This window comes from Paenibacillus validus NBRC 15382 (assembly GCF_004000985.1).
Lineage (GTDB): Bacteria > Bacillota > Bacilli > Paenibacillales > NBRC-103111 > Paenibacillus_G > Paenibacillus_G validus.
Genome location: NZ_BIMH01000042.1, coordinates 1 through 21,837, shown reverse-complemented (window position 1 = coordinate 21,837; position 21,837 = coordinate 1). Strand labels below are relative to the sequence as shown.

19 protein-coding genes are annotated in these 21,837 nt (G+C 46.0%); 2 read left to right on the top strand and 17 right to left on the bottom strand.

The window, feature by feature from the left end; translation table 11 throughout:
* The 11 genes from PVA01S_RS20880 to PVA01S_RS20830 form a co-directional block, all read right to left on the bottom strand.
* A complete protein-coding gene (locus PVA01S_RS20880; RefSeq protein ID WP_054799906.1) occupies positions 1-195 on the bottom strand; it encodes a 2-hydroxymuconate tautomerase in 195 nt (64 codons plus the stop codon).
* A gap of 77 nt (positions 196-272) precedes the next feature.
* The gene (locus PVA01S_RS20875; RefSeq protein ID WP_127609240.1) at positions 273-1,091 is read right to left on the bottom strand and encodes an alpha/beta fold hydrolase; all 819 of its coding nucleotides are present in this window, start codon (positions 1,089-1,091) and stop codon (positions 273-275) included.
* Positions 1,092-1,238: 147 nt separating this feature from the next.
* Entirely contained in the window at positions 1,239-2,207 is a 969-nt protein-coding gene (locus PVA01S_RS20870; RefSeq protein WP_127609238.1) for a catechol 2,3-dioxygenase, read from the bottom strand.
* A gap of 191 nt (positions 2,208-2,398) precedes the next feature.
* On the bottom strand, positions 2,399-2,860 hold the full coding sequence (locus PVA01S_RS20865) for a flavin reductase family protein (protein WP_054797428.1): 462 nt from the start codon (positions 2,858-2,860) through the stop codon (positions 2,399-2,401).
* Positions 2,860-4,368 carry a 4-hydroxyphenylacetate 3-hydroxylase family protein gene (locus PVA01S_RS20860; protein ID WP_127609236.1) on the bottom strand — a complete coding sequence of 503 codons (1,509 nt, stop codon included), beginning with the start codon at positions 4,366-4,368 and terminating at the stop codon, positions 2,860-2,862. The genes PVA01S_RS20865 and PVA01S_RS20860 overlap by 1 nt, the downstream gene beginning before the upstream one ends.
* A gap of 202 nt (positions 4,369-4,570) precedes the next feature.
* Positions 4,571-5,500, bottom strand: a complete 930-nt coding sequence (locus tag PVA01S_RS20855) for a ketopantoate reductase family protein (RefSeq protein WP_127609234.1) — start codon at positions 5,498-5,500, stop codon at positions 4,571-4,573.
* 142 nt (positions 5,501-5,642) lie between these two features.
* Positions 5,643-6,005: a DUF779 domain-containing protein gene (locus PVA01S_RS20850; RefSeq protein ID WP_127609232.1), complete on the bottom strand. Its 363-nt coding sequence runs from the start codon at positions 6,003-6,005 to the stop codon at positions 5,643-5,645.
* A gap of 13 nt (positions 6,006-6,018) precedes the next feature.
* Entirely contained in the window at positions 6,019-7,539 is a 1,521-nt protein-coding gene (gene adh / locus PVA01S_RS20845) for an aldehyde dehydrogenase (protein WP_127609229.1), read from the bottom strand.
* Between the two features lie 184 nt (positions 7,540-7,723).
* On the bottom strand, positions 7,724-9,154 hold the full coding sequence (locus PVA01S_RS20840; RefSeq protein ID WP_127609261.1) for a sigma-54-dependent transcriptional regulator: 1,431 nt from the start codon (positions 9,152-9,154) through the stop codon (positions 7,724-7,726).
* A complete protein-coding gene (locus tag PVA01S_RS20835) occupies positions 9,129-10,439 on the bottom strand; it encodes a sensor histidine kinase (protein WP_127609227.1) in 1,311 nt (436 codons plus the stop codon). Before PVA01S_RS20835 ends, PVA01S_RS20840 begins: the two co-directional genes overlap by 26 nt.
* Entirely contained in the window at positions 10,439-11,599 is a 1,161-nt protein-coding gene (locus PVA01S_RS20830; RefSeq protein ID WP_127609225.1) for an iron-containing alcohol dehydrogenase, read from the bottom strand. Before PVA01S_RS20830 ends, PVA01S_RS20835 begins: the two co-directional genes overlap by 1 nt.
* 236 nt (positions 11,600-11,835) lie before the next feature.
* Between PVA01S_RS20830 and adhP the strand changes: the two genes are divergently transcribed.
* The gene (adhP, locus tag PVA01S_RS20825) at positions 11,836-12,846 is read left to right on the top strand and encodes an alcohol dehydrogenase AdhP (protein WP_127609223.1); all 1,011 of its coding nucleotides are present in this window, start codon (positions 11,836-11,838) and stop codon (positions 12,844-12,846) included.
* A gap of 400 nt (positions 12,847-13,246) precedes the next feature.
* A complete protein-coding gene (locus PVA01S_RS20820; protein ID WP_230876256.1) occupies positions 13,247-14,929 on the top strand; it encodes a sigma-54-dependent Fis family transcriptional regulator in 1,683 nt (560 codons plus the stop codon).
* Between the two features lie 106 nt (positions 14,930-15,035).
* Here the strand turns inward: PVA01S_RS20820 and PVA01S_RS20815 are convergent, their stop codons facing one another.
* From PVA01S_RS20815 to PVA01S_RS20790, 6 genes are all read right to left on the bottom strand, one after another.
* Positions 15,036-15,731 carry a DUF7002 family protein gene (locus PVA01S_RS20815; RefSeq protein ID WP_127609219.1) on the bottom strand — a complete coding sequence of 232 codons (696 nt, stop codon included), beginning with the start codon at positions 15,729-15,731 and terminating at the stop codon, positions 15,036-15,038.
* A 94-nt stretch (positions 15,732-15,825) separates the two neighbouring features.
* A complete protein-coding gene (locus tag PVA01S_RS20810) occupies positions 15,826-16,866 on the bottom strand; it encodes a FecCD family ABC transporter permease (RefSeq protein WP_127609217.1) in 1,041 nt (346 codons plus the stop codon).
* The gene (locus PVA01S_RS20805) at positions 16,863-17,888 is read right to left on the bottom strand and encodes a FecCD family ABC transporter permease (protein WP_127609215.1); all 1,026 of its coding nucleotides are present in this window, start codon (positions 17,886-17,888) and stop codon (positions 16,863-16,865) included. Before PVA01S_RS20805 ends, PVA01S_RS20810 begins: the two co-directional genes overlap by 4 nt.
* A 126-nt stretch (positions 17,889-18,014) precedes the next feature.
* Positions 18,015-18,989 (bottom strand): ABC transporter substrate-binding protein, encoded by a 975-nt coding sequence (locus PVA01S_RS20800; RefSeq protein WP_127609213.1) that lies wholly within the window; start codon positions 18,987-18,989, stop codon positions 18,015-18,017.
* 153 nt (positions 18,990-19,142) lie between these two features.
* Complete coding sequence (locus tag PVA01S_RS20795; RefSeq protein ID WP_127609211.1) at positions 19,143-20,762, bottom strand: helix-turn-helix domain-containing protein; 1,620 nt, start codon at positions 20,760-20,762, stop codon at positions 19,143-19,145.
* Between the two features lie 257 nt (positions 20,763-21,019).
* On the bottom strand, positions 21,020-21,837 hold an 818-nt coding region (locus PVA01S_RS20790), incomplete at its 5' end, for an IucA/IucC family C-terminal-domain containing protein (RefSeq protein ID WP_218029651.1).

Genomic DNA, 21,837 nt, shown 5'->3' with positions numbered 1-21,837 from the left:
TTATTTGGATTGAAGCTTTTTCACAGACTCTCCGGCAATTCCCCAATGTTCCGGGGGCATTTCGTTAATCATGACCCGGACAGTCTCAATTGGTGCGTCCAAAACGTTAGCTACAGTATGGGAGACTTCGTGAATCAGCTTCTCTTTTTTTTCGGGGGTACGTCCCGCTATCATATTGATTTGAATAAATGGCATGCTAACCGCCCCTTTATTATTTGATAAAGACGGCCGAGGCAGAGCCAAGTCCGTCAAGACTGCGATAAGTCTGTCATTCACCGGCTTAAGAACTGAATGACCTGCTCACAGAACGGTTCGGTCTTTTCAATCTGCGTCCAGTGTCCACACTTTGAAAACACATGCAGTTCTGCATTGGGCATCAACAACTCCATTTTCAAGCTGGTTTGCTCAAAAGGGATTACCCGGTCTTCTCTGCCGTGAATCAACAAAGTAGGTTTGGTAATACTTTTTAACGCTTCTTCGTTTAAGGCAAGCGCATCAACATGCCGCTGGCGAGGTGCGGGAAACATGGAAGCAAACGCTTCTTGAAAACCTTCTTGGATGCTCGCTTGATAACGCAGTTGGACAAGGTTATCGTTTTTAACCATCGTTTGGTCGTAGGAAAAAGTACTCATCAGACGTTTCATGTTTTCGAAACCAGGTGAATACCCCCAGACCAAATCCAATTCCTCTGTAATCGGAAAAGACAATCCGACGCTGCCCATCAGAATCAGTTTGTTTACCAAGTCCGGCCTTCTATAGGCAATATGGAGTGCCAATGCGCCACCCATCGAATTCCCAATCATAGATAGATTATGGAGCTTATTCGTTTCGATAAACGAAATCATATGGTCTACCCATACATCAACGGAGTAATGGATTCCCTCAGGTCGTTTGGTATATCCAAAACCTACAACATCAGGCGCGTATAATCGAAAATGCTTGGAGAGAGCGGGAAACACCAAACGCCAATTGGCCCAAGCAGACACTCCCGGTCCTGATCCGTGAATTAACAGAAGCGGGTCTCCCTGCCCATCCTCATGAAAATGCGTCATGATGCCCCCGGTTTCCATGTATTTTCCGTGTTCACTCATGCGATCACCTCCTGATATTTCTTTGATGAGTGGAGAATAAACAGAAGATGAGACTGCTTAATCTCCACTCCTACTTGATTGCGGAAACCAACTTACCGGCTCAAGCGGGTATCCCTTGACGCGACGGTGTCGTTTCAATAGCCGTCTTTACACCTTGGCCGGTTGGATAACTGGCGTGCCGTACATGAAAAACTCGGCAGGAAGCGGAGAACCATACCAGATAATGCCTTTCTCCAATTGTTCCTCTTTCCATTGAATCGGTTGCCATTCCGGATCAAAGATTAAATAACCTGCATCTCCGAATAGCTCTACGCGATTTCCTCCAGGTTCTACCACATAAAGGAAGTAAGCTTGACTTACGCCATGTTTGCCAGGGCCAGCCTCAATTTTGATATTATTCTCTGTGAAAATATCGGAAATGTCGGACAAATGCTGCGGATAACCATACCAATAGCAAACATGATGTAAACGACCACGGCCACCCATTCGATCACCCATGACGGCAACTTCGTGGACCAATGGACTCACACTCAACCAAGCGGCAGCTTCATTGCCATCGTTTAACATAATGTGTTCCCGCAACCGGAATCCAAGTTCATCCATGAGAAAGTTCTTGTTTGACGTGACATCGCTGGCAAGCAGGTTGACATGATCTAAACGACGGACAGGCACACCGTGTAATGGTCTTTTTTGCGGCCGGCTCAAAAGAGCAGATCTTTTCTCTTCAGGAGCCTTATAGTACTCGACATCCCATAAAATTTCCATACTATGACCGTCAGGTGTCTGAAACTGATAAGCATCTCCATGACCAAGATCCCCGTCAATCCACTGATTTCCGTAACCACTTGCTTCAATCGCTTTCACACGACGCTCCAGAGCTGGCTTTGAACTCGCGCGCCAGGCGACATGACCCAGACCGGCATCTTTTGCTTCCGTTACCTTCAATGTGTGGTGATAATGGTCTTCGTAGGCACGAAGATATACCGATTGGCCCTCTCTAGTTGTTTCTTCCATGCCAAGAAGATCTTTAAAAAACCATAGTGTTTCCTCTGGCTTTGGTGAATAAATTTCAACATGGGCAAGTTGTGCAACATCAAAATTCGGTTCTTTGGACATTTTTCATTCCTCCATTATTTAATAAAATAAATACCGTTCTCCATATTTTTGAATGCAACCGCTTACAATACGCGAAGAGAAACTTCTACACATGCACAGTTTTTGCTTGGTTCGCCACATTTCATATGAGTATTTTAAATTAATTGTATGCTATTTTCATTACTATGCAACCCTTTTTTACCTGTTTATGGTTATTTTATCATTTGACCGTATTTTCCTTGTGAAAACAGCAGTGGCTCACCGTCCTGCAGGCGAATATCCGTGACTTCACCGATAAACAAAGTGTGATCACCCACTAAGTATTCAGCCGTAACGTTGCATGTCATGGTTGCAATCGTGTCTTCTAACACAGGAATCCCATCCAACGTTGCGAATCTAACTTCTGTTCCGTCTTTCTTCTGACCGGCAAAAAGCGCTGACAGATCTTGCTGGTGCTCGCTTAATATGTTGACGGCATACCTTTTCGATTCCTTGATTCTGTTGTGCATATGTGCATGTATCCCTACGGAGACGAGCACTAGTTTCGGATTCAAGGAGACAGATACAAACGCGTTTGCCGTCATGCCATAAGGCTTACCCTCTAATTCTGTGGTAATGACTGTAACGCCTGTCGCGAATTTCCCCATTGCGCTGCGAAATAAACGGTCGTCCATTAGCGTACCAGCTCTTCTTTCTTTACATTAATCCAGTTGTTATTCGTCCAGCCGGTAAGGTCGTAATCACTCATCGCATGGTCTACAAAAGATTTAAACCTAGTTGATTGACCCGTAGCATCGGCTATTTTCAGTGTCTCTAAACGAATGTTTTCGGTATTGCCAGCGTAGTTTACTTCGTACAGCTCGTGTCGGCCGCCAAACTCTGTGCCAATGGCATCCCAAACCAACTTCATTAACTTCACGCGTTCTTCAGCAGTTACTCCCGATCCCCGATAGTAAGTATCCAGGTACTGGCGGATTTCAGGATTATTGAAGTCTTCTGCGCTTGACGGCAATTGAATCAATCCGCCCGCGATCACTTGCTCGAAAATGCTCTTTATCTTCAACCATGCCATTGGCGCCAGCACGCGATAGGCTGCTCCCGAATCCATACCCGGCATTACGATGCCATTAGGTCCAGGTACCGCTTCGTGACACATGGCTGTGGAGAGCGCCCAGAACATATTGCGCCAGGCCAACACTTCACCGATATTGACTTGTACACCTCTGAATTGTTGGGTTCCGGACATCTCAGTTGCCTTCAGCAGCATTCCTGCCAGGAAATCAAGTTTTACGGCAAAACGCGTGCAGCCGTGGAGGCAAAAGCGGTTGAAGAATCCCGTTTGTACGAAGAAGTTATTCGTTATTTCTAAATTCTTGTACGTCAGCACGTCCTCCCAGGGGATAAATACGTTATCAAGCACGATAACCGCATCATTCTCATCAAAGCGACTGGATAGCGGATAATCAAACGGCGTACCATTTGTGGCCGCTGCCAATTCATAAGACTGGCGGCTGATCATTTTTAGCCCCGGTGCATTCATCGGAACAAAGAAGATTAATGCGTTGCTTTGATCGCCATCCCCAAGATCAGTAGCTCCATAATTGGATACGAAGTTATAGTGAGTGAGCGCTGCGGCTGTTCCCACCAATTTGGCACCGCTTACAATAATTCCGTCATCACGCTCATCGACAGCACGTACGAAGACATCTTTATTCTCATGCAGCGGTTTGGAACGGTCAACTTGCGGATTGACAAGCGTGTGGTTACAAAACGTATTTTCTCTTACCGTCTTGTCGTACCATCTCTGCGCATTTCCTTCGAAACCTTTATAAAAATCAGAAAACGCGCCCAGGTGTGCAGTAAATGAAGCTTTGTAGTCAGGCGTCCGACCCATAAATCCGAAGCTTAGTCTTGACCATTCAGCAACCGCATTTCTGGATTCTAACAGTTCCTGGGCACTCGTAGGCGCTTTAAAAAACTTCTGGGTTACGTATCCCTCTTCGGTTTTTGTCGTCAAAATGGAAGCTTTTTCCGGATCGTGCAGCGAATCATACATGCGTTTAATCGATCTTGCGGAATTCTGGTATGCAGGATGAGTGGTTACATCTTCAATCTTCTTACCGTTCAGGTAAACGACGCGACCATCATTCAAACTTTCCAAATACTCTTTGCCATTCATCATTTCTTTATCAACCTCCCATGAATATTAGTCTTTCATACATGTTTATAGTAACGGACTGCTGGTTAAATCAACAACGACACCAATAGTCTGAAAATTATGTTTTTTTAGACAATCTTTGTTAGTCTCTATCGACGGAGTGAGATAAAAATAGAAGCCTTTCATCAAAAGGATGAAAAGGCTTCTATTCGTCCGGAACATCAAATTACCCCCTGCCGTTGACTTGCTCAAGCACACGAATCATTCTAAACAGCATTTCGTTGACAGGAGTAGGCACGCCATACCGGCGCCCCAGCTGACATACCGTTCCTGCGAAATATTCCACTTCGGTCTTCCGACCTGCTTCGATATCTTGAAGCATCGACGTTTTGCCTTCAGGCGAAAGCGACTGTCTTAAGATGAGATCAAACGCAGCCAAATCCCCTTCGTTTAAATGTACACCTGCTTTCTTCGATAATTCAATGACTTCCTGCATCGCCGTTACCATTAAATCATGCGCCTCTCGTATCTCTTGAAACACTCGGTACGGCGCTTTGAGCACAGCCGATGTCTGATTAATCCCGACATTGATCATGAATTTCCACCACATCGCGTGCTCCATATTTTCCGGAATTTCATAAGGAATTCCGGCTTGTTCAAATAATTGTTTGACTGACCGTACTTTTGGCGAATGAGACGGATTCCTCTTCTCTCCGAAACAAATTCTGCCTATACTCGAAAAGGAGATGTCCGTTCCTTCTCTTCCTGCATCGATCGCGACACACATCGCGTAATGCAGATTCTCGCTTCCATAGGTATGGGCAATGATTTCTTCGCTAGAAATTCCGTTCATCAGCGACATAATCACGGTTTCCGGTCCGACATGATATTTAATATCGGCTATAGCCTGTTGAAGCCCCTGGTATTTGACCGCCACCAATACAAGGTCCGCCGGTCCGGCTTCCACTTCCGGCGTCAAATAATTGAAATCGCAGCGTCTGCCGTTGATCCATAGTCCGTCCGATTTGTAACGCCGAATCCGTTCTTCATCAGCAATAACCTGAACGCAGTTCGGGTTCAAATCGTGCAGTTTACTTGCATAAGCAGCTCCGATTGCCCCGAGTCCGATAACCGATACTTTGTTGATTCTTTTCATTTTAAACACTACCTTCGATAGAATCGGTTGAGTGATCTAGCTCGAATTCGCACCAATAAACGGCTGCAGCCCAAGCGATTTCCTGACTACAGCCGCCTAATCGTTCAGTTTCCATTCATATCTGTCTACTTGACAGGGGTGCTTATAATTGAAGCGCCTTCAACTCTTCATCTGTGAAAACGCGAGAGCGTGTCAAGAACCGGCGTCCTTCCGGTCCCTCCAGCGAGAACATGCCTCCCCTGCCGGGAACGACATCAATGAACAGTTGGGTATACTTCCAGTACTCATATTGAGCCTGGCTCATATAAAAGCTGGCTCCGCCGATTTCCCCCAATAACACGTCATAATCGCCGATCAGAAATTCGCCATCTCGATAGCACATCGGAGAGCTGCCATCGCAGCACCCTCCCGATTGATGAAACATGACAGGGCCGTACTTGGCTTTCAAAAACTCGATCAGCTCCAGGGCGGCGTCAGTGGCCAGAACTTTTCGGACTTCTTCCATGGCGCCGGCCTTCTTAGAAGAACCCTAGAGCGTCCGGGCTGTAGCTGACAAGCAGGTTTTTCGTCTGCTGGTAATGGGAAAGCATCATCTTATGCGTTTCGCGGCCAATCCCCGAAACTTTGTAGCCCCCGAATGCGGCGTGCGCCGGATAAGCGTGGTAGCAGTTGGTCCATACGCGCCCGGCCTGAATGCCTCTTCCGAAACGGTAAGCTGTATTCATATCGCGGGTCCATACCCCTGCTCCCAACCCATACAGGGTGTCATTGGCGATGGATAAAGCTTCCTCCTGATCTTTAAAGGTCGTCACAGAAACGACGGGCCCAAAAATTTCTTCCTGGAAGATCCGCATTTTATTGTGCCCTTTGAATACGGTCGGCTCAATATAATACCCGCCTTCCAAGTCGCCTTTCAGCTCCGCTTTGTTTCCGCCGATCAGACATTCCGCTCCTTCCTGCTTTCCAATGCTGATATAGGACAAAATTTTCTCCACCTGCTCCGAAGATGCTTGAGCTCCGATCATCGTTTCCGTATCGAGCGGATTGCCTTGCTTGATCGATGCCACGCGCTTTAATGCCCGTTCCATGAAGGGTTCGTAAATCGATTCTTGAATAAGGGCGCGGGACGGGCAGGTGCAAACCTCGCCTTGGTTCAGAGCGAACAGCACAAACCCTTCGATGGCCTTATTCAAGAACGCGTCATCTTTGGCGTAAACGTCGTCAAAAAAGAGGTTGGGAGACTTGCCGCCCAATTCCAGCGTAACCGGAATAATGTTCTGTGACGCGTATTGCATAATCAAGCGGCCTGTCGTCGTTTCTCCTGTAAAAGCGATCTTGGCGATACGGTTGCTAGAAGCAAGAGGCTTACCTGCTTCCAGCCCGAAGCCGTTGACGATATTCAACACTCCTGGAGGCAGCAAATCGCCGATCAGCTCCGCCAAAACCATGATGGAAGCAGGCGTTTGCTCCGCTGGCTTCAGCACGATGCAGTTGCCCGCAGCGAGCGCCGGCGCAATCTTCCAAGTAGCCATCAACAGCGGGAAATTCCAGGGGATGATTTGCCCGACGACGCCTAACGGTTCATGGAAATGATAGGCAACCGTATCGCCGTCCACTTCGCCGAGCGTTCCTTCCTGGGCACGAATGCAGCCCGCAAAATAACGGAAATGATCGATCGCCAGAGGAATGTCGGCGGCCAACGTTTCCCGGACCGGCTTCCCGTTATCCCAGGTTTCGGCTACGGCAAGCAGCTCCAAATTGGCTTCCATGCGATCGGCGATTTGGTGAAGAATCAAGGCGCGCTGGGCTGCCGATGTACGTCCCCAAGCCTCTTTGACGGCATGGGCCGCATCCAGGGCCAATTCGATATCTTCCGAAGTCGAACGGGCCACTTCACAAAAAGGCTGACCTTTTACCGGCGTGATGTTCTCAAAATATTGCCCATTGACAGGCGCTACCCATTTTCCTCCGATAAAATTGTCGTAGCGCTTTTTAAAAGTAACTTTGGAGCCAGTTTGCCCCGGTTGTGCATAAATCATTTGTCCAGCCTCCTTATGCCCAATTATTTTTTTGGCAATCAAAAATAGAGCAAAAGTCGTGCCAATCGAAAATTAACGGCTGCGCAAGCTTTTTTGTAAGCGCTTGTATCGCTTTGCATACATTATGAAACAGATCAGGTGTTTCATCTTGTTCAAAATAGAACAATCGCAGCAACGGCTCTCGTTACTTCTCATTTAAAATATATCGGAGTGTCCTTATTGAGATATTTAATTTCTTACTCAACAATTGCCTGTCTCTATTTGTCTCGGACAACCTTCTTTCAATCACTTTTCTCCCGATTTCCCTTTCCATCTTTCTGATTCTGTCCATTACTTTTTTTAAATGGATCTGCTCGACATGGCTTAAGCCATTTACCAGACTTTGCACAAATTGCTCGGCTTCCCGTTCAATAAAATCTTCGATTTGCCGATCAATCGGCATTTGGTTGACGGGATGCTCCGCTCTTTGCAGCAAATATGGCGGAAGATGGTCAGCCTTTAAACACTTGCATTCGTGAATGGCATGCGTCTGATTGAGCACATTGAGGAGTTGTCTCACGTTTCCGGGCCAATCGTACATTTTTAAAATCTCCGCTGCATCCGAATCAAGCCGGCAGTCGCCACCATATTTTTTGTCAAGATAGGACTGCGCAATCAACGGAATATCCCCGGGTCTTTCCCGCAAAGGAGGAATGGACAATTTCACTCCCTCCAACCGGTATAAGAGGTCAGCGCGAAATTGTTTGTTTTCGACCTCGGTTTCCAAATTTCGATTTGTGGCTGAGATGAACCGCACATTGCTCTTTTGGATCTCTTCACTGCCTACCCTCATGAACTCTCCTGTCTCTAACACACGCAACAATTTTACCTGAATGGAAGTCGGTGCCTCTCCGATCTCATCCATGAAGAGAGTTCCGTTGTTAGCAAGCTCGAAATATCCCTTCCTGGTCTTGATCGCTCCGGTAAATGCCCCTTTTTCATGACCGAACAATTCACTCTCCATCAGGCTTTCCGGCACCGCCCCGCAATTGATACCGACAAACGGATATGGGGCCCTCAGACTGGAGCCGTGAATGAATCGGGCCATCAATTCCTTGCCGGTGCCCGTCTCTCCCTCGATCAAAATGTTGATGGCTTTCTTGGCCAACTTTTCCGCTACGGCTATGACTTTCTGCAGTGGACTTGAATTCGTATAAATAATTCCGTATTGCGCAGCTTCCATGTTCAGTTTTTCCGTATTGCCGACGGGGTTCAGTAATACCGAATTGATGATGTTTTCAAGACTCTCCAGGTCATCAAACGGCTTTTCCAAATAGTCTTTCGCCCCCGCCTGTATGGCCAGTACTGCTGATTTGACGGTGCTGTAACCGGTCATGATCATGACTTCGCAGTCCGGGTACTTGGTTTTAATTTTGGCCAACAAATCCAATCCATTGGCATCAGGCAGCTTCAGATCCACAAGAGCCAGGTGAAACGGAGATGGATGCCGGTGAAGCAGCTCATCTACCTCCCTCCCTGAATTCGCAATCGCCACGTCACAGCTTTTATCTTCCAAAAAATATCGAAAAAAAGAGGTCACTTCGATTTCATCATCGACTACTAGCACCCTTCTCATATTCTTCACCTCCTTCATTTTCCTGGATCGGCAGCAGAAGGGAAAACCGGGTGTACTCGCCCACCCTGCTGTCTACCAGAAGCTTTCCTCCATGGGACTCGGCAATGCCTAGGCTCACAGAAAGTCCCAGACCGGTACCCTTCATGCTTTCCTTCGTTGTAAAAAAAGGATTGAATATTTGAGATACATAGTCTTCTTCAATGCCAACTCCGTTGTCGAGCACATAGATGGAAACGAATGGCCGGTCCTCTGAACCGGCGAGGCAAGTTCCAATGATCACTTCCGGGTTGCTTTTTCCTTGAACGGCGTCTCTCGCATTAAGAAAGAGGTTAATCAACACCTGTTCGATTTGATTGCGGCTCCCTCTGACAGGAGGAAGTGTCGGATCTATTTCTTTCCGTATCGAAATACCGGAAACTGCCAGTTGATACCCCACCAGCCCTAATACGTCTTCTATCAAACTGGAAAGGTGCATGGTTTCTAATTGATATTCTTCTTGTCTAGAGAATGTCAATAAATTTTGTATTATTTTTTTGCTGCGCAGGCCGCACTGATAAATATCCTCCAGCATTTTGCCCGGACGCCCGTCTTTCATGTCGCGCATCAGAAGCTGGACATTTCCAAGAATGGCGGTTAGCGGACTGTTCAATTCATGGGCGATCCCCGCAGCCATCTCTCCCAAAGCAGCCATCTTTGCAGACTGGATCAGCTGCGCTTCCATGTTGACTTTCTCGCTCACATCTTTAAACAAGTGGATGTTTTCAATGGAGATTCGCACATGTTCTCCCATACGCCTATAAAGCTCAAGCTCCTCTTGGGGGTACTCTACTTTCTCCTGATTCAAAAGAGTAAGAAATCCATAGATGTTTCCGGCTTGATATTGCAAACAAACGGATGTGCCGTAATGATCCGGTATTTCCTTTTTAAGCAGCTTTTTAAATTCTTCAATCGACATGGCCGTCTTCGTCACCATTCGCCTTTTGACAAAACGGCAAGACCAGTTCGCCGCTTCCGGCTCCGAAATATAAAACAACAGATCGGAATGGTCGATAAGTGTCAAGACAAACCGGTCGAAAGAAAGAATTTGTGATAATTGGGCTGCCAGATAGCTGCTGACTTCCTCCCAGGATTTGTCCACATGGATCTGCGTTAACCGGTTAATGACTTCCAGCTGCTTGTTCTTTTTCTTCATTTCTTCGACGATAGCGTTTAATTCACTGTAGTAACTTTTTCGTGAAGATTTAATTCCTGTTAACTTGTCAATCAACTCTTGTTTGCCCGACATCAGAAGGCACTCCCCAGAGCAAGGCGGAACAACATTTTCACATCCGCCGCCTTCATATCCCGCGGGTTCGTAGTCATGCAGGCATCATGAACCGCATTATGGCTCATAAAATCAATCTGTTCCTCTTTCAGGTTCAAACTGGACAAAGAATCAGAGATGCCGAGATCGCCGGCCAATTCTTTAACGGCTCCAATCGCCTTTCTGGCGGCTGCAGTCAGGCTGAGACCGTCCACGTTCTCACCGAAAGCCTCGGAAATGTTTTTAAATTTCTCGGGACAAGAGATCAAATTATACTCCAATACATAAGGCAGCAAAATAGAATTTACCTCCCCATGCGGCAGATCCAGCAAACCGCCTAGTTGATGTGACATGGCATGAACCGCTCCCAAAATCGAGTTGGAGAAAGCGATACCTGCCTGAAGGCTTGCCATCGCCATAGCTTCTTTCGCTTCACGATTGTGTTGGCTTGCCACGGAAGGCCGAAGGTAATTGGCAATTAAGCGAATCGCTTGCAAGGAATACCCTTCAGTCATCGGGGTAGCCGCTAGAGAAATATAAGATTCAATGGCATGTGATAAAACGTCCATACCCGTATGCGCCGTTAAACGCGCATCTTTCGTCATCAAGGTCTGCGGGTCAATGATCGCAATATCGGGAATTAACGATTTGGAAATAATGGTCATTTTCACCTTGTGTTTGGAATTGCGGATAATGGAGAACTGGGAAACTTCCGATCCCGACCCTGCAGTCGTCGGCACCATGACCATTGGCGGAAGCGGCCTGGTTACGAGATCGACACCTTCATATTGTTGGATCGTCCCGCTATTGGTTGCAAGTAAGGCAACTGATTTTGCGGCATCAATTGCACTTCCTCCTCCGATCCCGACAACCGAATTACAACCGCTTTCCATATAGGTTCGAACGCCTTTTTCCACTTCATAGTCCTTGGGGTTGGGGGTAAGTTCCGTCCATAAGCAGTAGTCCAGTTTACATTCTTTCAAATAGCGGACGGCAAGTTCCACCCAACCGGAATTCAGAACGCCTTTATCGGAGACAACAAAAACCTTTTTCGCTCCCAATCGAAGCAGGCTTTCCCCGATTTGACTCAGAGCATTCGTACCGAAAATAATTTCGGGTGTCATGAATTTGAAAATACCCATGGATCTTCCTCCTTCATTGCTATTGTACTTTGTTATTTTACTTTTTGGAAAATATTTTATAAAATGCCGAAAAAATGATAGGTCAGCCGTTTTTTCGGCTTAACGGCCGAATTTTCGTCATTTCAATGATAAAAACATAGCGTTTCTGCGTTTTTGGGGTTGGCATGGGTTTTGCGTATGTATGAAAGTGTTGCATGCCAAGCAACCATATTCGTTCATTTTGAAGGAGGATTCAAATGAAAGCTGCTATTGTAAATCAATTTCATCAAAAGCTGGAAATCAAAGAAGTACCGACTCCGGATGTCGGACAAGGAGAAGTACTGGTAAGAATCACAGCTTGCGGAGTTTGCCATACCGACCTGCATGCCGCTCATGGGGATTGGCCCGTGAAACCTAAACTTCCTTTGATCCCTGGTCATGAAGGCGTTGGCTATGTAGAAAAAGTCGGTCCGGGAGTAAGTTCCATAAACATCGGGGACAGGGTTGGAATTCCGTGGCTGTTCTCCGCTTGCGGCGAATGTGAGTATTGCTTGACCGGTTGGGAAACGTTATGCAAAAGCCAATTAAATGGCGGCTATTCGGTCGATGGGGGATACGCGGAATATTGCGTCGCACCTGCTGCCTATGTCGCGAGAATCCCGGACGGCGTATCGGATGAAGAAATTGCCCCGATCTTATGCGCAGGCGTAACCACCTATAAAGCCCTGAAGGTGACGGGTGCAAAGCCGGGAGAATGGGTGGCGATCTATGGCATTGGAGGTCTCGGACATATTGCGCTCCAATATGCGAAGGCTATGGGATTTAACGTCATTGCAGTCGATATCAGCGACGATAAATTGGAACTTGCCAAGAAGCTGGGAGCCGATCTTACCATAAACGGCAAGTCGGTAAATCCGGTAGAGGAAATCGAGAACAAAGTCGGCGGCGCTCATGCTGCAGTGAGCGTGGCAGTGACTCCGAAAGCGTTTGAACAAGCGTATCGTTCTGTAAGACGCGGCGGCACACTGGTGGTAGTCGGTCTTCCGAGCGGCGAATTGCCGATCCCGATTTTCGATACGGTTCTCAACGGCGTTACAGTAACAGGTTCGATTGTCGGTACAAGAAAAGACATGCAAGAAGCTTTGGATTTCGCTGCCCGCGGCAAAGTGAAAGCGATCATCGAAACACAGCCACTGGAAAAAATCAATGAAATTTTTGAACGTATGGAAAAAGGAAACATTAACGGACGGATCGTCTTGACATTTTAATAATGTAAGCGCTTGCCGCTGAATTTATTGTGCCAGTGACACACAAAACACCGTTACGTTATTGGATTTAGCTGAATCACCACTCCACTGAAATCCAATGCGTAATGGTGTTTTTTTCTGATTTGCCGAATAGAATTGTTGCGAAGCAGTGCTCCTATGTGAAACGGAAACGGTGTCTCTCGGTGTCCGAATTTGATCAAATCGTACCGTCGGTAAGGTGTAACATTTTGAAACAATCTTGTTTAAATGGGCACATCTGGATATCCATTATGTTATACTACAATCAATATCACACATGTTGTGTGTGGAGGTGCTTACGTTGTCATCTCTGGAAATAAGGAAGCATTCAGAAGTTGTGGCGAGCTCTTGGAAGCGTTGTCAACAATATGGATTGAAACAGATGGATCCTGTGGATGATCAATTGGTTACAGGAAAGCAAATTCATGAAATCCTTAAAGAGAATGAGGCTCTGATTAAGCATACCTCACATATTTTCGGGAAAATGGAGCACTTCATTAAGCAATCGAGACAAGTGGCCCTTCTTATCGATGCTCAAGGCAATATTATTTATTCCGTCGGAGATCCTGAATTCTCCAAACGGGCGGCTGCGGTTCAGCTCCAGGTGGGCGCCAATTGGGCTGAAAACAGAAAGGGAACGAATGCCATCGGGGTTGCCATTAACGAAAGAATACCTGTCCGCGTTCATGCCGAAGAACACTACTGCCAGTTGAATCATTTCCTTACTTGCGCATCGTCGCCTGTGTTCAGTCCGACCGGGGAGTTGTTGGGCGCCATCAATTTCAGCAGCAAACAGGAAAACTATAATGCGCTTAGTCTTTCTCTCTCAACGATGGCCGCGGATTCATTGCAGAACCAACTTCTCATCGAAGAATCCAGGAAGGAACATCTCATCACTTTGAAGGAATTGGAATATTCGATGAAAAACAATCCGCTTCCGCTCCTTTCGCTGGATCACGAAAACAGAATCATTCGCGCCAATCAAGCCGCTCTCCGGATTTTAGGCAAGGATGCCATCGGCCATGAATTCTCCGGCATCGAAGGATTTTTTATCGAAGAAATACACGATCATCAACAAAAAGTTTGGCGTTCCATAGCGATTCAAAAAAAAGTGATCAGCGTAAATCGCATGTATACTTTTTCCGATATCGCCGGATCGTGCCCAAGCCTCATACAGAAAAAAGAACTGGCCTACAAAGCGGCTCTCACCGACTTTCCGGTTCTGTTGTTGGGAGAAAGCGGCACCGGAAAAGAATTGTTTGCGCAATCCATTCATTCGGCCAGTTTGCGTTCGAATCAACCCTTCATAGCCGTTAATTGCAGCGCAATACCCGACAGCCTGGTGGAAAGCGAATTGTTCGGTTATGAGCGGGGCGCATTTACGGGAGCCAATCGGGAAGGAAATGCCGGGAAATTCGAGGCTGCCCATAAGGGTACGATTTTGTTGGATGAAATCGGCGATATGTCTTTGCGCGCACAGGCGGCTCTATTGAGGGTTTTGCAGGAACGCACCATCACCCCCGTCGGAAGTGCCAAAAGTAAGCCCATTGATATAAGAATCATTGCAGCGACTCATAAAAATTTGCAAAATGAAATCAAGGAAGGACGGTTTCGCGCCGATCTTTATTACCGTTTGAAAGGAATTCAAATTACATTGCCTTCACTCCGCGAAAGAAGCGATATCGTTGAGCTTGCCATACATTTGCTGCGCAGCCATAACGATCCGAACCCTCATTTATCGAAAGAAACGGCAAATAAGCTCTTGCAGTATGCTTGGCCCGGAAACATTCGCGAATTAAACAGCGTCCTTATTCAGGCCGCTTTTCTGGCCGAGGGAAGTCCCATTCGCCCCGAACATCTGCAGTTCGAAACCGACTGTCAAACCGGGCGGCGGGAGGCTCAGGCTGCCGATGATCCCGTCCCTTCGCTTAAAGAGGCGGAAATCGAGGCAATCAAAAGGGCATTGCAGGCAACGGGCTGGAATTTGAGCAAGGCCGCAGCTCTATTGGAAATCGGAAGAACGACGTTGTACAGAAAAATTGAAGAATACGATATTACAATCTAAAAAAAGCTGCAGGATCTATTGAGATCCACCAGCTTTTTTTGCAGTTCTCCGCTCGATATGAGGTTTTATGAGGTTATGGATTAAGCAACTTCTGTAAGCGATGCATTCATCTTGATTTCATGACTTGCAAATCCGCCAAAGGCTTCGCCCGATCTCTCCAGCACTCAGGTATAACTTTACAATTATCGACGTAAACAGCCCGTAAATACTTTGACACGTTGATAACCTGATCTTCGATGAGTATCTCCCGTATTTCGGACGCTTTTGTCGGCACGATGTTATTCAGTATGATCTTGAAGCCATTTAATGGTAGAAACATATCTGGACTCTTCTTGTAAGAACAGAGAGTCGGAAACCGCGGCGAGCTCCCCGAGTCGTATTTAGATAACTTCACTGCTGAATAATGCTCCAATAATAAGAAATACGCATCGAATTCCAGAATGGCAAACCTTTCATCCGGTTCTCTCCGCGTATAAGTGTCCATCATTTTCTGACAATCCTTTAATGTGGGCCAAAAAAATACATGCCGATCCAGACAAGCCCGAAATTGTTCCTGTGTGGTTTCAGCATCTATCATACTGTCAGGAATCCTTAAATGAGCATTTATTGTAACCGAATATTCATGATAGTTCACTTCCTTGGCCTCTGATCGGCGCTCACCTGCACCGTGGGGATTTAGGTTATAACTGGACAATAGAGCATCAAAATGAGCAATAGCCGGCAAATTCCTTACTCTTGTAAAATGATAAAGGGATTTTCTGCTTGTTGCTTTTGTTATTGCAGTGATAACAGCCTCTTTCATCACCTCACTCCTTCACGTCTATCTTGATAGGAGTAGGATTCCAAAAAAGGCTGCATTTCAAACCCTGTCATTTTTCCGTACGAATAGTGCAACTCTATTTATTGCGATTTCTATAAAGCAGATAAATAAAGAAAGGAGCACCTACACCTGCAGTAAACACACCCGCAGGAATATCGAGTGGAAGAAAGGCCGTTCTAGCAAACGTATCGGCAATCAAAAGCATAAGACTGCCAATAAGAGCCGCAACCGGAATTAAGCCGCCAAAAGAAGGACCTACGAGCTTTCTGGCGATATGCGGAGCAATTAAGCCGATAAACCCGATCGCTCCAGCAATAGCCACGGCTGAACCCGCCAACGCCACACTGATGATCAGCAGCAGGAATCGGTGAAGTTGAACAGAAGCTCCTACACCTTTCGCGACATCGTCGCCTAGTTCTTGAACATTGATGTTTCTCGAATAAATGAGTGCCAAAGGAATAAAAACAATCACCCAGGGCAGCAAGGCATACACATTATCCCACGATGCACCGTAAATACTTCCAGTTAACCAAATATAGGCTTGACTGGCTGCTTTAATAGGGCTGAGAACAATCATTAACATCGTTAAAGAACTGGTCGCCGCTGAAATCCCAATTCCGATCAACACCAGCCTCGTTGATGTAACCCCTTTATTCCATGCCAACAAATAAATCACGATCGAAACGAAGCCAGCCCCCAAAAAGGCTGCTACCGGGAGCCACTGGATACTGACCGTACCGGCAAAATAGGTAAAAAAAGCCACTGCCGCAAACGCGGCTCCCCCTGTAATCCCAATAATATCCGGCGAGGCTAGCGGATTGCGGATAATTCCCTGAAGGATCGATCCGGAAACACTCAGAGCCGCTCCAACCAGAACAGCAACTATTATACGAGGAAGCCTTAAAGTGCCAATAATCAACGAATTTACGGCTGTTCCTTGCCCAAGTAACGTTTTGAGCACGTCCACTGGTGAAGTACCCTTGTTGCCCAGCCCCAGACTCATAACAAATACAACGATCAACATTGCCGTTAACACCGAGAGCTGAATCACCGTTCTTTTCTGCACAAGAAAAGAAAACTGTCCCTTTTTGCTTCGAACAACGATTAACTGCTTCATGGCGAAACCCCTTTCGAGCGAAACCCCTTCCTCGCAGTGTAAATAAAAAATGGCACTCCGATTAAAGCCGTCATCACTCCGATCGGAATCTCTCCAGGCATAATCACAAACCGAGCAATGATATCTGCAAGTAACAACAAGATAGCCCCCAGTACGGCACTGTAAGGAATAACCCAGCGATAATCAATACCCACCAGGAAACGGGCAATGTGCGGAATAACGAGACCTACAAATCCGATGGAGCCGGCAACCGCAACAGAGCTTCCCGCCAATAAAATGACCGCAACCGCAATTGAAATTTTCACAAGGCCCGTTCTTTGCCCCAATCCCTTGGCGACATCCTCTCCCGAAGTCAGGATGTTGACAGGCTGTGCCAGTACCAATGCGGTGATCCCGGCGAATACCATATACGGTAAGACCGGAATTAATCCCTCAGCCGATTTGCCGGCGACAGAACCCGCTAACCAAAACAAAACATTTTGTAAGCTGGCTTCATTAACAACCAGCATGCCTTGAGTAAACGAGGTAAACAAGGCCGTCATAGCTGCACCGGCTAACACAATTTTCAGTGGAGTTAATCCGTCCCTGCCCAGGGAACCGAGGAAATAAACGGTCAAAGCGCCAATACCCGCTCCCAAAAAGGCGACCCATACCAATTGATCCAGGGAAGAGACGGGGAAAAACGTTAACGCCAATATAACAAAAAAAACGGCACCCGAATTAATCCCGAAAATACTTGGAGAAGCTAAAGGATTTCGAGTCAACGCCTGCATCAGAGCCCCTGCAACGGCTAAATTCCCCCCGATCAGAGCTGCAAATATGGCGCGGGGGAACCGGGTCGTTTGGATAATCACATGTTCGTTCGATGACATATCATAATGGGTAAATGACTCGACAGCCGTTAGAAAGCTTATCTCCGTTGTTCCAAGGACGATACTTAGTATAAAAGAGATCATAAGTATAAAAAAACCAAACACCAAACCCAGCGCTCTTAAAGGTGTCTGGTGTAATAATGGATTCACAAAGACCCTCCTCTTTGAGGTTCATTCCCTCCATAGCCTTCATAACACGAAGCGGTATGAAACGAGTGAACTCATTGGAGGCTGTTGACACCAGCGCTCGTCAACAGCCTCTTTAATTTAACTATATTATTTCAATCCATAGAAAGCATAGAGATCATCCAGCATCTCCATAGCTGCTAACGGACCAGAGCCGTTATTCCATACCGCCGTATCTACCTCGAATACTCTATTGTTTTGAACGGCTTTCAAATTTTTCCACAGCGGATGCTCGCTCCATGCTTTTCTCAAATCCAGTCGACCGTCATTTCTTGTCGTACTCGTTTGATCAAATATGATATCTGCATCCATTTGCGGAATATTTTCTTTGGATGAGAGCTGAACTCCCCATTCTGTTCCCCTCTGACTAGCAGGACGGGCAATTCCCAACTCATCCAAAACGAGAGCTGAGAACCCGGTATAAACAATTCGGGCATGATCCACTCGAAAGTCAACAATGCCCACTTCCAATTTTAATTTATCACCCATTTTCCCCTTGAAATCAGTTACTTTTCGCTCCCACTCTGTCAGAAATTGTTTCTCTTCTTCCTTTTTGTTTAGAGCTTCTGCTGACAGTTTCAACGTATCCTTCCACAGATGTACCTCTTCTGTCATGACGGTTGGCGCAATGGCCGATAATTGCTGATAAATTTTCTCGTGGCGTGTTTTGGAAGCGATAATCAAGTCCGGTTGAAGTGAAACCAATTTTTCCAAGTCGGGCTGGTTTTCCGAGCCCAAGTTGGTTGCCCCTTCCATCTGGGCTCTGATGTAATTGTACCAAGGTTGTTCTATCCAGGATTCAACGGCTCCCACAGGCTTAACTTTCAGCACTAAGGCAGCGTCCGTAGCTCCTTGAAACAGCGTGACCACTTTCTTAGGTGTACCTTTAACTTCCGTAGTACCCATGGCATGTTGAATGACTCTGGCCTCTTGATTCTCAGTTTCTTGTACTTGTGTCGGCTGAGAAACTGCTCCCCCTTGCTGATTCCCCCCGCAACCAGCGATCACGAACATAAATAGAAAAATCGCTGCTAGTACTAATCCATATTTGTTACTTCTAACCATCCTTGTACCTCTCCTTTTTCTTGTTGAACGTATGGTATTGATATTGATTCTTATTCTCATTATAAGAGAGTAATCTATAAAGAACATGGATATTAATGATTACTTTTTGGACTTTTCCGATATTTCAGCAGTTCATGGCGGATGTCCGCTTTTTTACTCCTCATCCGACATCAGCAGCTGATGCACTTTGTCCAGAAATAAGTCATGAGACAGCGCATTATAGCTCGTATAGAGATGCTGGCTGTCATACATACAATAAACTTTTCTGTTCCTGACTGCTTTTAAAGCATGCCATTGTTTGTTGTCATATAACGCACCTACTTCATTTCGGATCGCCTGATCCATCTGTGCAGTCCCATTGTGCCTATAGCTAGTTAATAGGATCCGATCCGCTTCAAACTCAAACAAATCCTCCAGCGTTACCTCCTTATAGTGGGCAATACCCGGCACCCCTTGGGGAGCGGTCAACTTTAAATCGCCATACAGCACCGTCCCCATGTTTCGTAGACCATACACACACATTTTCCCTTCGCCAATACCAACGATTAAGAAGGTTTCATCTCCGATTTTGCTTTTTATTTGTTTTCGAATCGTTTCCGCTTTTCGCTCATAACGCTCCAGCCAACCGTTTGCTTCCTTTTCTTTGCCAACGATCTTAGCTATGGTCTGAAAATGAACTCTCCAGTCATTAGAATAATGAAGAGTGATCGTCGGGGCGATTTGATTAAATATTCTCTCTTTTTGAGATTTTTCCACATGGCGAGAACCGCTCGCCACAATTAAGTCTGGCTTGGCAGTCACCAGTCTTTCCAAATCAGGATTGGAGTGGCCGACAGCAATTGTGTTGCGCAACCGGGCGGTGATCGGATAAGCGTTATTGATGACAGCGGCATAAGGCTCGATGCCCAGCGCAATCAAATGACCTGTTGTTTGATGATTAAGTGAAGCAATTTTGCTGGAATATTTGATTTTTTTCACATAAGACATCGGCGAGTAACCTGTCTCTGCTTTAAACTTGCGACTGAAATAAAATTCATCGCTAAAGCCGACGCTGTGGGCAATCGAACGAAACGATCCGTCAGACTGAACCAGCAATTGCTTGGCTTGGCTAATCCGAATTTCAGTCAAATATTCCATCGGGCTTTTTTCGACTTGTTTCTTGAATGCCCGTGAGTAATAATCCGCACTCAAACCTGCGATTTCAGCAAGCTTCTCTCGGGTAATATGTAATGGATAGTATTGTTCCATATATTCCAAGGTGAGATGAATCGCTTGTTTCAAATCTGACTTCTGTTCATGAATGGTATCCTTGAATAGCGCGACTATCATTTCTTGAAACATCATATTCGCTTTCATGACATCCCAGCTACTGTCACTGCGATGTTTTTTCTCCATCTCTTGAACCATGTCGGCCAGAAACTGAAAATGAGCAGTATATAGTTCATCCGGACATTTCAGTTCCGCAAGTACAAAATGACCCGGATCCGCAGGTTGCAGCGCATAAAACTTTATGTAATAATAATCTGCTTGGCTACTTGGGTGAATGGACAGTTTTACATAGGCACCGGGAGATACGATGAAAATCTTTTGCCGCTGTAAGGGATAGCTCCGTCCGTCGATGACAATGTCTCCTTCAGCTTCCATAAACAACAACATTCCATACAACGAATTATCATGCTGAAATAAGGTTTCATTCGAAATTACGTGTTGACTATCTTCCAGTTTATACAGGCAAGCAGCGAGTCGCGTTGAAAGATGTGAGCTGTTATTCATTTGCACTCGTCCTTTTCTGTGAATAATAATCATTCTCATTACATGTTATTTCGACAAATCTATCGCGAATTCCTTGTTCGGATACGATTTTATCCTTCCTTCAGAACAGTTGCAGCGGCAAATAAGACCCGACCATATCCGTACTTCTTCCGGATCAGTGAGTCCACGTTTCCACAATAACAACACGGTCCTCTCTTAAAAAAACTCACTTTCATTATAGTAAAGCGGAGCGTTCTTGCAAGCTTCTCCCTATCAAGTCATTCGTGTTTCTTAACTACTTTCGGACAGGTTGAACAGTAGCTTTCGTTCGCGGAAACTTTATAATAGAAACAACAAGTCTTTCGAATACGAACCGGTTGATTTGCAGAAGAAGTCATACATGCAGGAAAGTAAAACTTTTCCATGGGATTGTCCGTTTCCCCGAATACGGTCCCTGGCGCTTTACTTATCAGATATTCGAAGTCCTCCTGTATGCGCTTGTTTTCTTGTGAATTGGCCCCTTCCCCCATTCGTTTCTCATACAGCGAATATAAACGAACTGCGGTATTTTCCCATAAAATAGCCACTGGAATGTTGGCGGTTTCAGAAATGGAACGCCACAGTTTTGCCAAATGCCCTGCGAAGAGATTTCTTATCGTTTCATTACGCCATTCATCCCGTTTCCCAGCCGCAGGTTCGGTAACATGCAAATCTGGCGCACATATCCTGGTCGACCAAGATTTATTGTGGGTTACGGACGATTCAAGAAGGCTATTTTCGATACCTAAATCCAATCCTTTATTGTACATCGTCATGGCATATAAACCGGTAGTCAGGGTTAGAAAGGCGTACCTCTTGGAGAACTGCGAAGCGGTAATCATTCTTGACGGAGACCGGAGAACACTTGATAATTCATCCAAATACGACGCACATTTTTTACCGTCAAGCAAATCGACAGATCGAATACAATCCGTTGAATATGGCAATGGCTTGATGGATAAATGAAAATTTTTTGTTAAGTAATCCAATTCTTCCACTTCAAGCCGGGATTGCATATTCACCAAATTTCCTCCCTTTGATTGATTATTATTATTAT

What these genes read in the sequence shown, in the direction of transcription:
- PVA01S_RS20880 (WP_054799906.1), bottom strand. Translation starts at nt 195, where the DNA reads ATGCCATTTATTCAAATCAATATGATAGCGGGACGTACCCCCGAAAAA.
- PVA01S_RS20875 (WP_127609240.1), bottom strand. Translation starts at nt 1,091, where the DNA reads ATGAGTGAACACGGAAAATACATGGAAACCGGGGGCATCATGACGCAT.
- PVA01S_RS20870 (WP_127609238.1), bottom strand. Translation starts at nt 2,207, where the DNA reads ATGTCCAAAGAACCGAATTTTGATGTTGCACAACTTGCCCATGTTGAA.
- PVA01S_RS20865 (WP_054797428.1), bottom strand. Translation starts at nt 2,860, where the DNA reads ATGGACGACCGTTTATTTCGCAGCGCAATGGGGAAATTCGCGACAGGC.
- PVA01S_RS20860 (WP_127609236.1), bottom strand. Translation starts at nt 4,368, where the DNA reads ATGATGAATGGCAAAGAGTATTTGGAAAGTTTGAATGATGGTCGCGTC.
- PVA01S_RS20855 (WP_127609234.1), bottom strand. Translation starts at nt 5,500, where the DNA reads ATGAAAAGAATCAACAAAGTATCGGTTATCGGACTCGGGGCAATCGGA.
- PVA01S_RS20850 (WP_127609232.1), bottom strand. Translation starts at nt 6,005, where the DNA reads ATGGAAGAAGTCCGAAAAGTTCTGGCCACTGACGCCGCCCTGGAGCTG.
- adh (WP_127609229.1), bottom strand. Translation starts at nt 7,539, where the DNA reads ATGATTTATGCACAACCGGGGCAAACTGGCTCCAAAGTTACTTTTAAA.
- PVA01S_RS20840 (WP_127609261.1), bottom strand. Translation starts at nt 9,154, where the DNA reads ATGAGAAGGGTGCTAGTAGTCGATGATGAAATCGAAGTGACCTCTTTT.
- PVA01S_RS20835 (WP_127609227.1), bottom strand. Translation starts at nt 10,439, where the DNA reads ATGTCGGGCAAACAAGAGTTGATTGACAAGTTAACAGGAATTAAATCT.
- PVA01S_RS20830 (WP_127609225.1), bottom strand. Translation starts at nt 11,599, where the DNA reads ATGGGTATTTTCAAATTCATGACACCCGAAATTATTTTCGGTACGAAT.
- adhP (WP_127609223.1), top strand. Translation starts at nt 11,836, where the DNA reads ATGAAAGCTGCTATTGTAAATCAATTTCATCAAAAGCTGGAAATCAAA.
- PVA01S_RS20820 (WP_230876256.1), top strand. Translation starts at nt 13,247, where the DNA reads ATGGATCCTGTGGATGATCAATTGGTTACAGGAAAGCAAATTCATGAA.
- PVA01S_RS20815 (WP_127609219.1), bottom strand. Translation starts at nt 15,731, where the DNA reads ATGAAAGAGGCTGTTATCACTGCAATAACAAAAGCAACAAGCAGAAAA.
- PVA01S_RS20810 (WP_127609217.1), bottom strand. Translation starts at nt 16,866, where the DNA reads ATGAAGCAGTTAATCGTTGTTCGAAGCAAAAAGGGACAGTTTTCTTTT.
- PVA01S_RS20800 (WP_127609213.1), bottom strand. Translation starts at nt 18,989, where the DNA reads ATGGTTAGAAGTAACAAATATGGATTAGTACTAGCAGCGATTTTTCTA.
- PVA01S_RS20795 (WP_127609211.1), bottom strand. Translation starts at nt 20,762, where the DNA reads ATGAATAACAGCTCACATCTTTCAACGCGACTCGCTGCTTGCCTGTAT.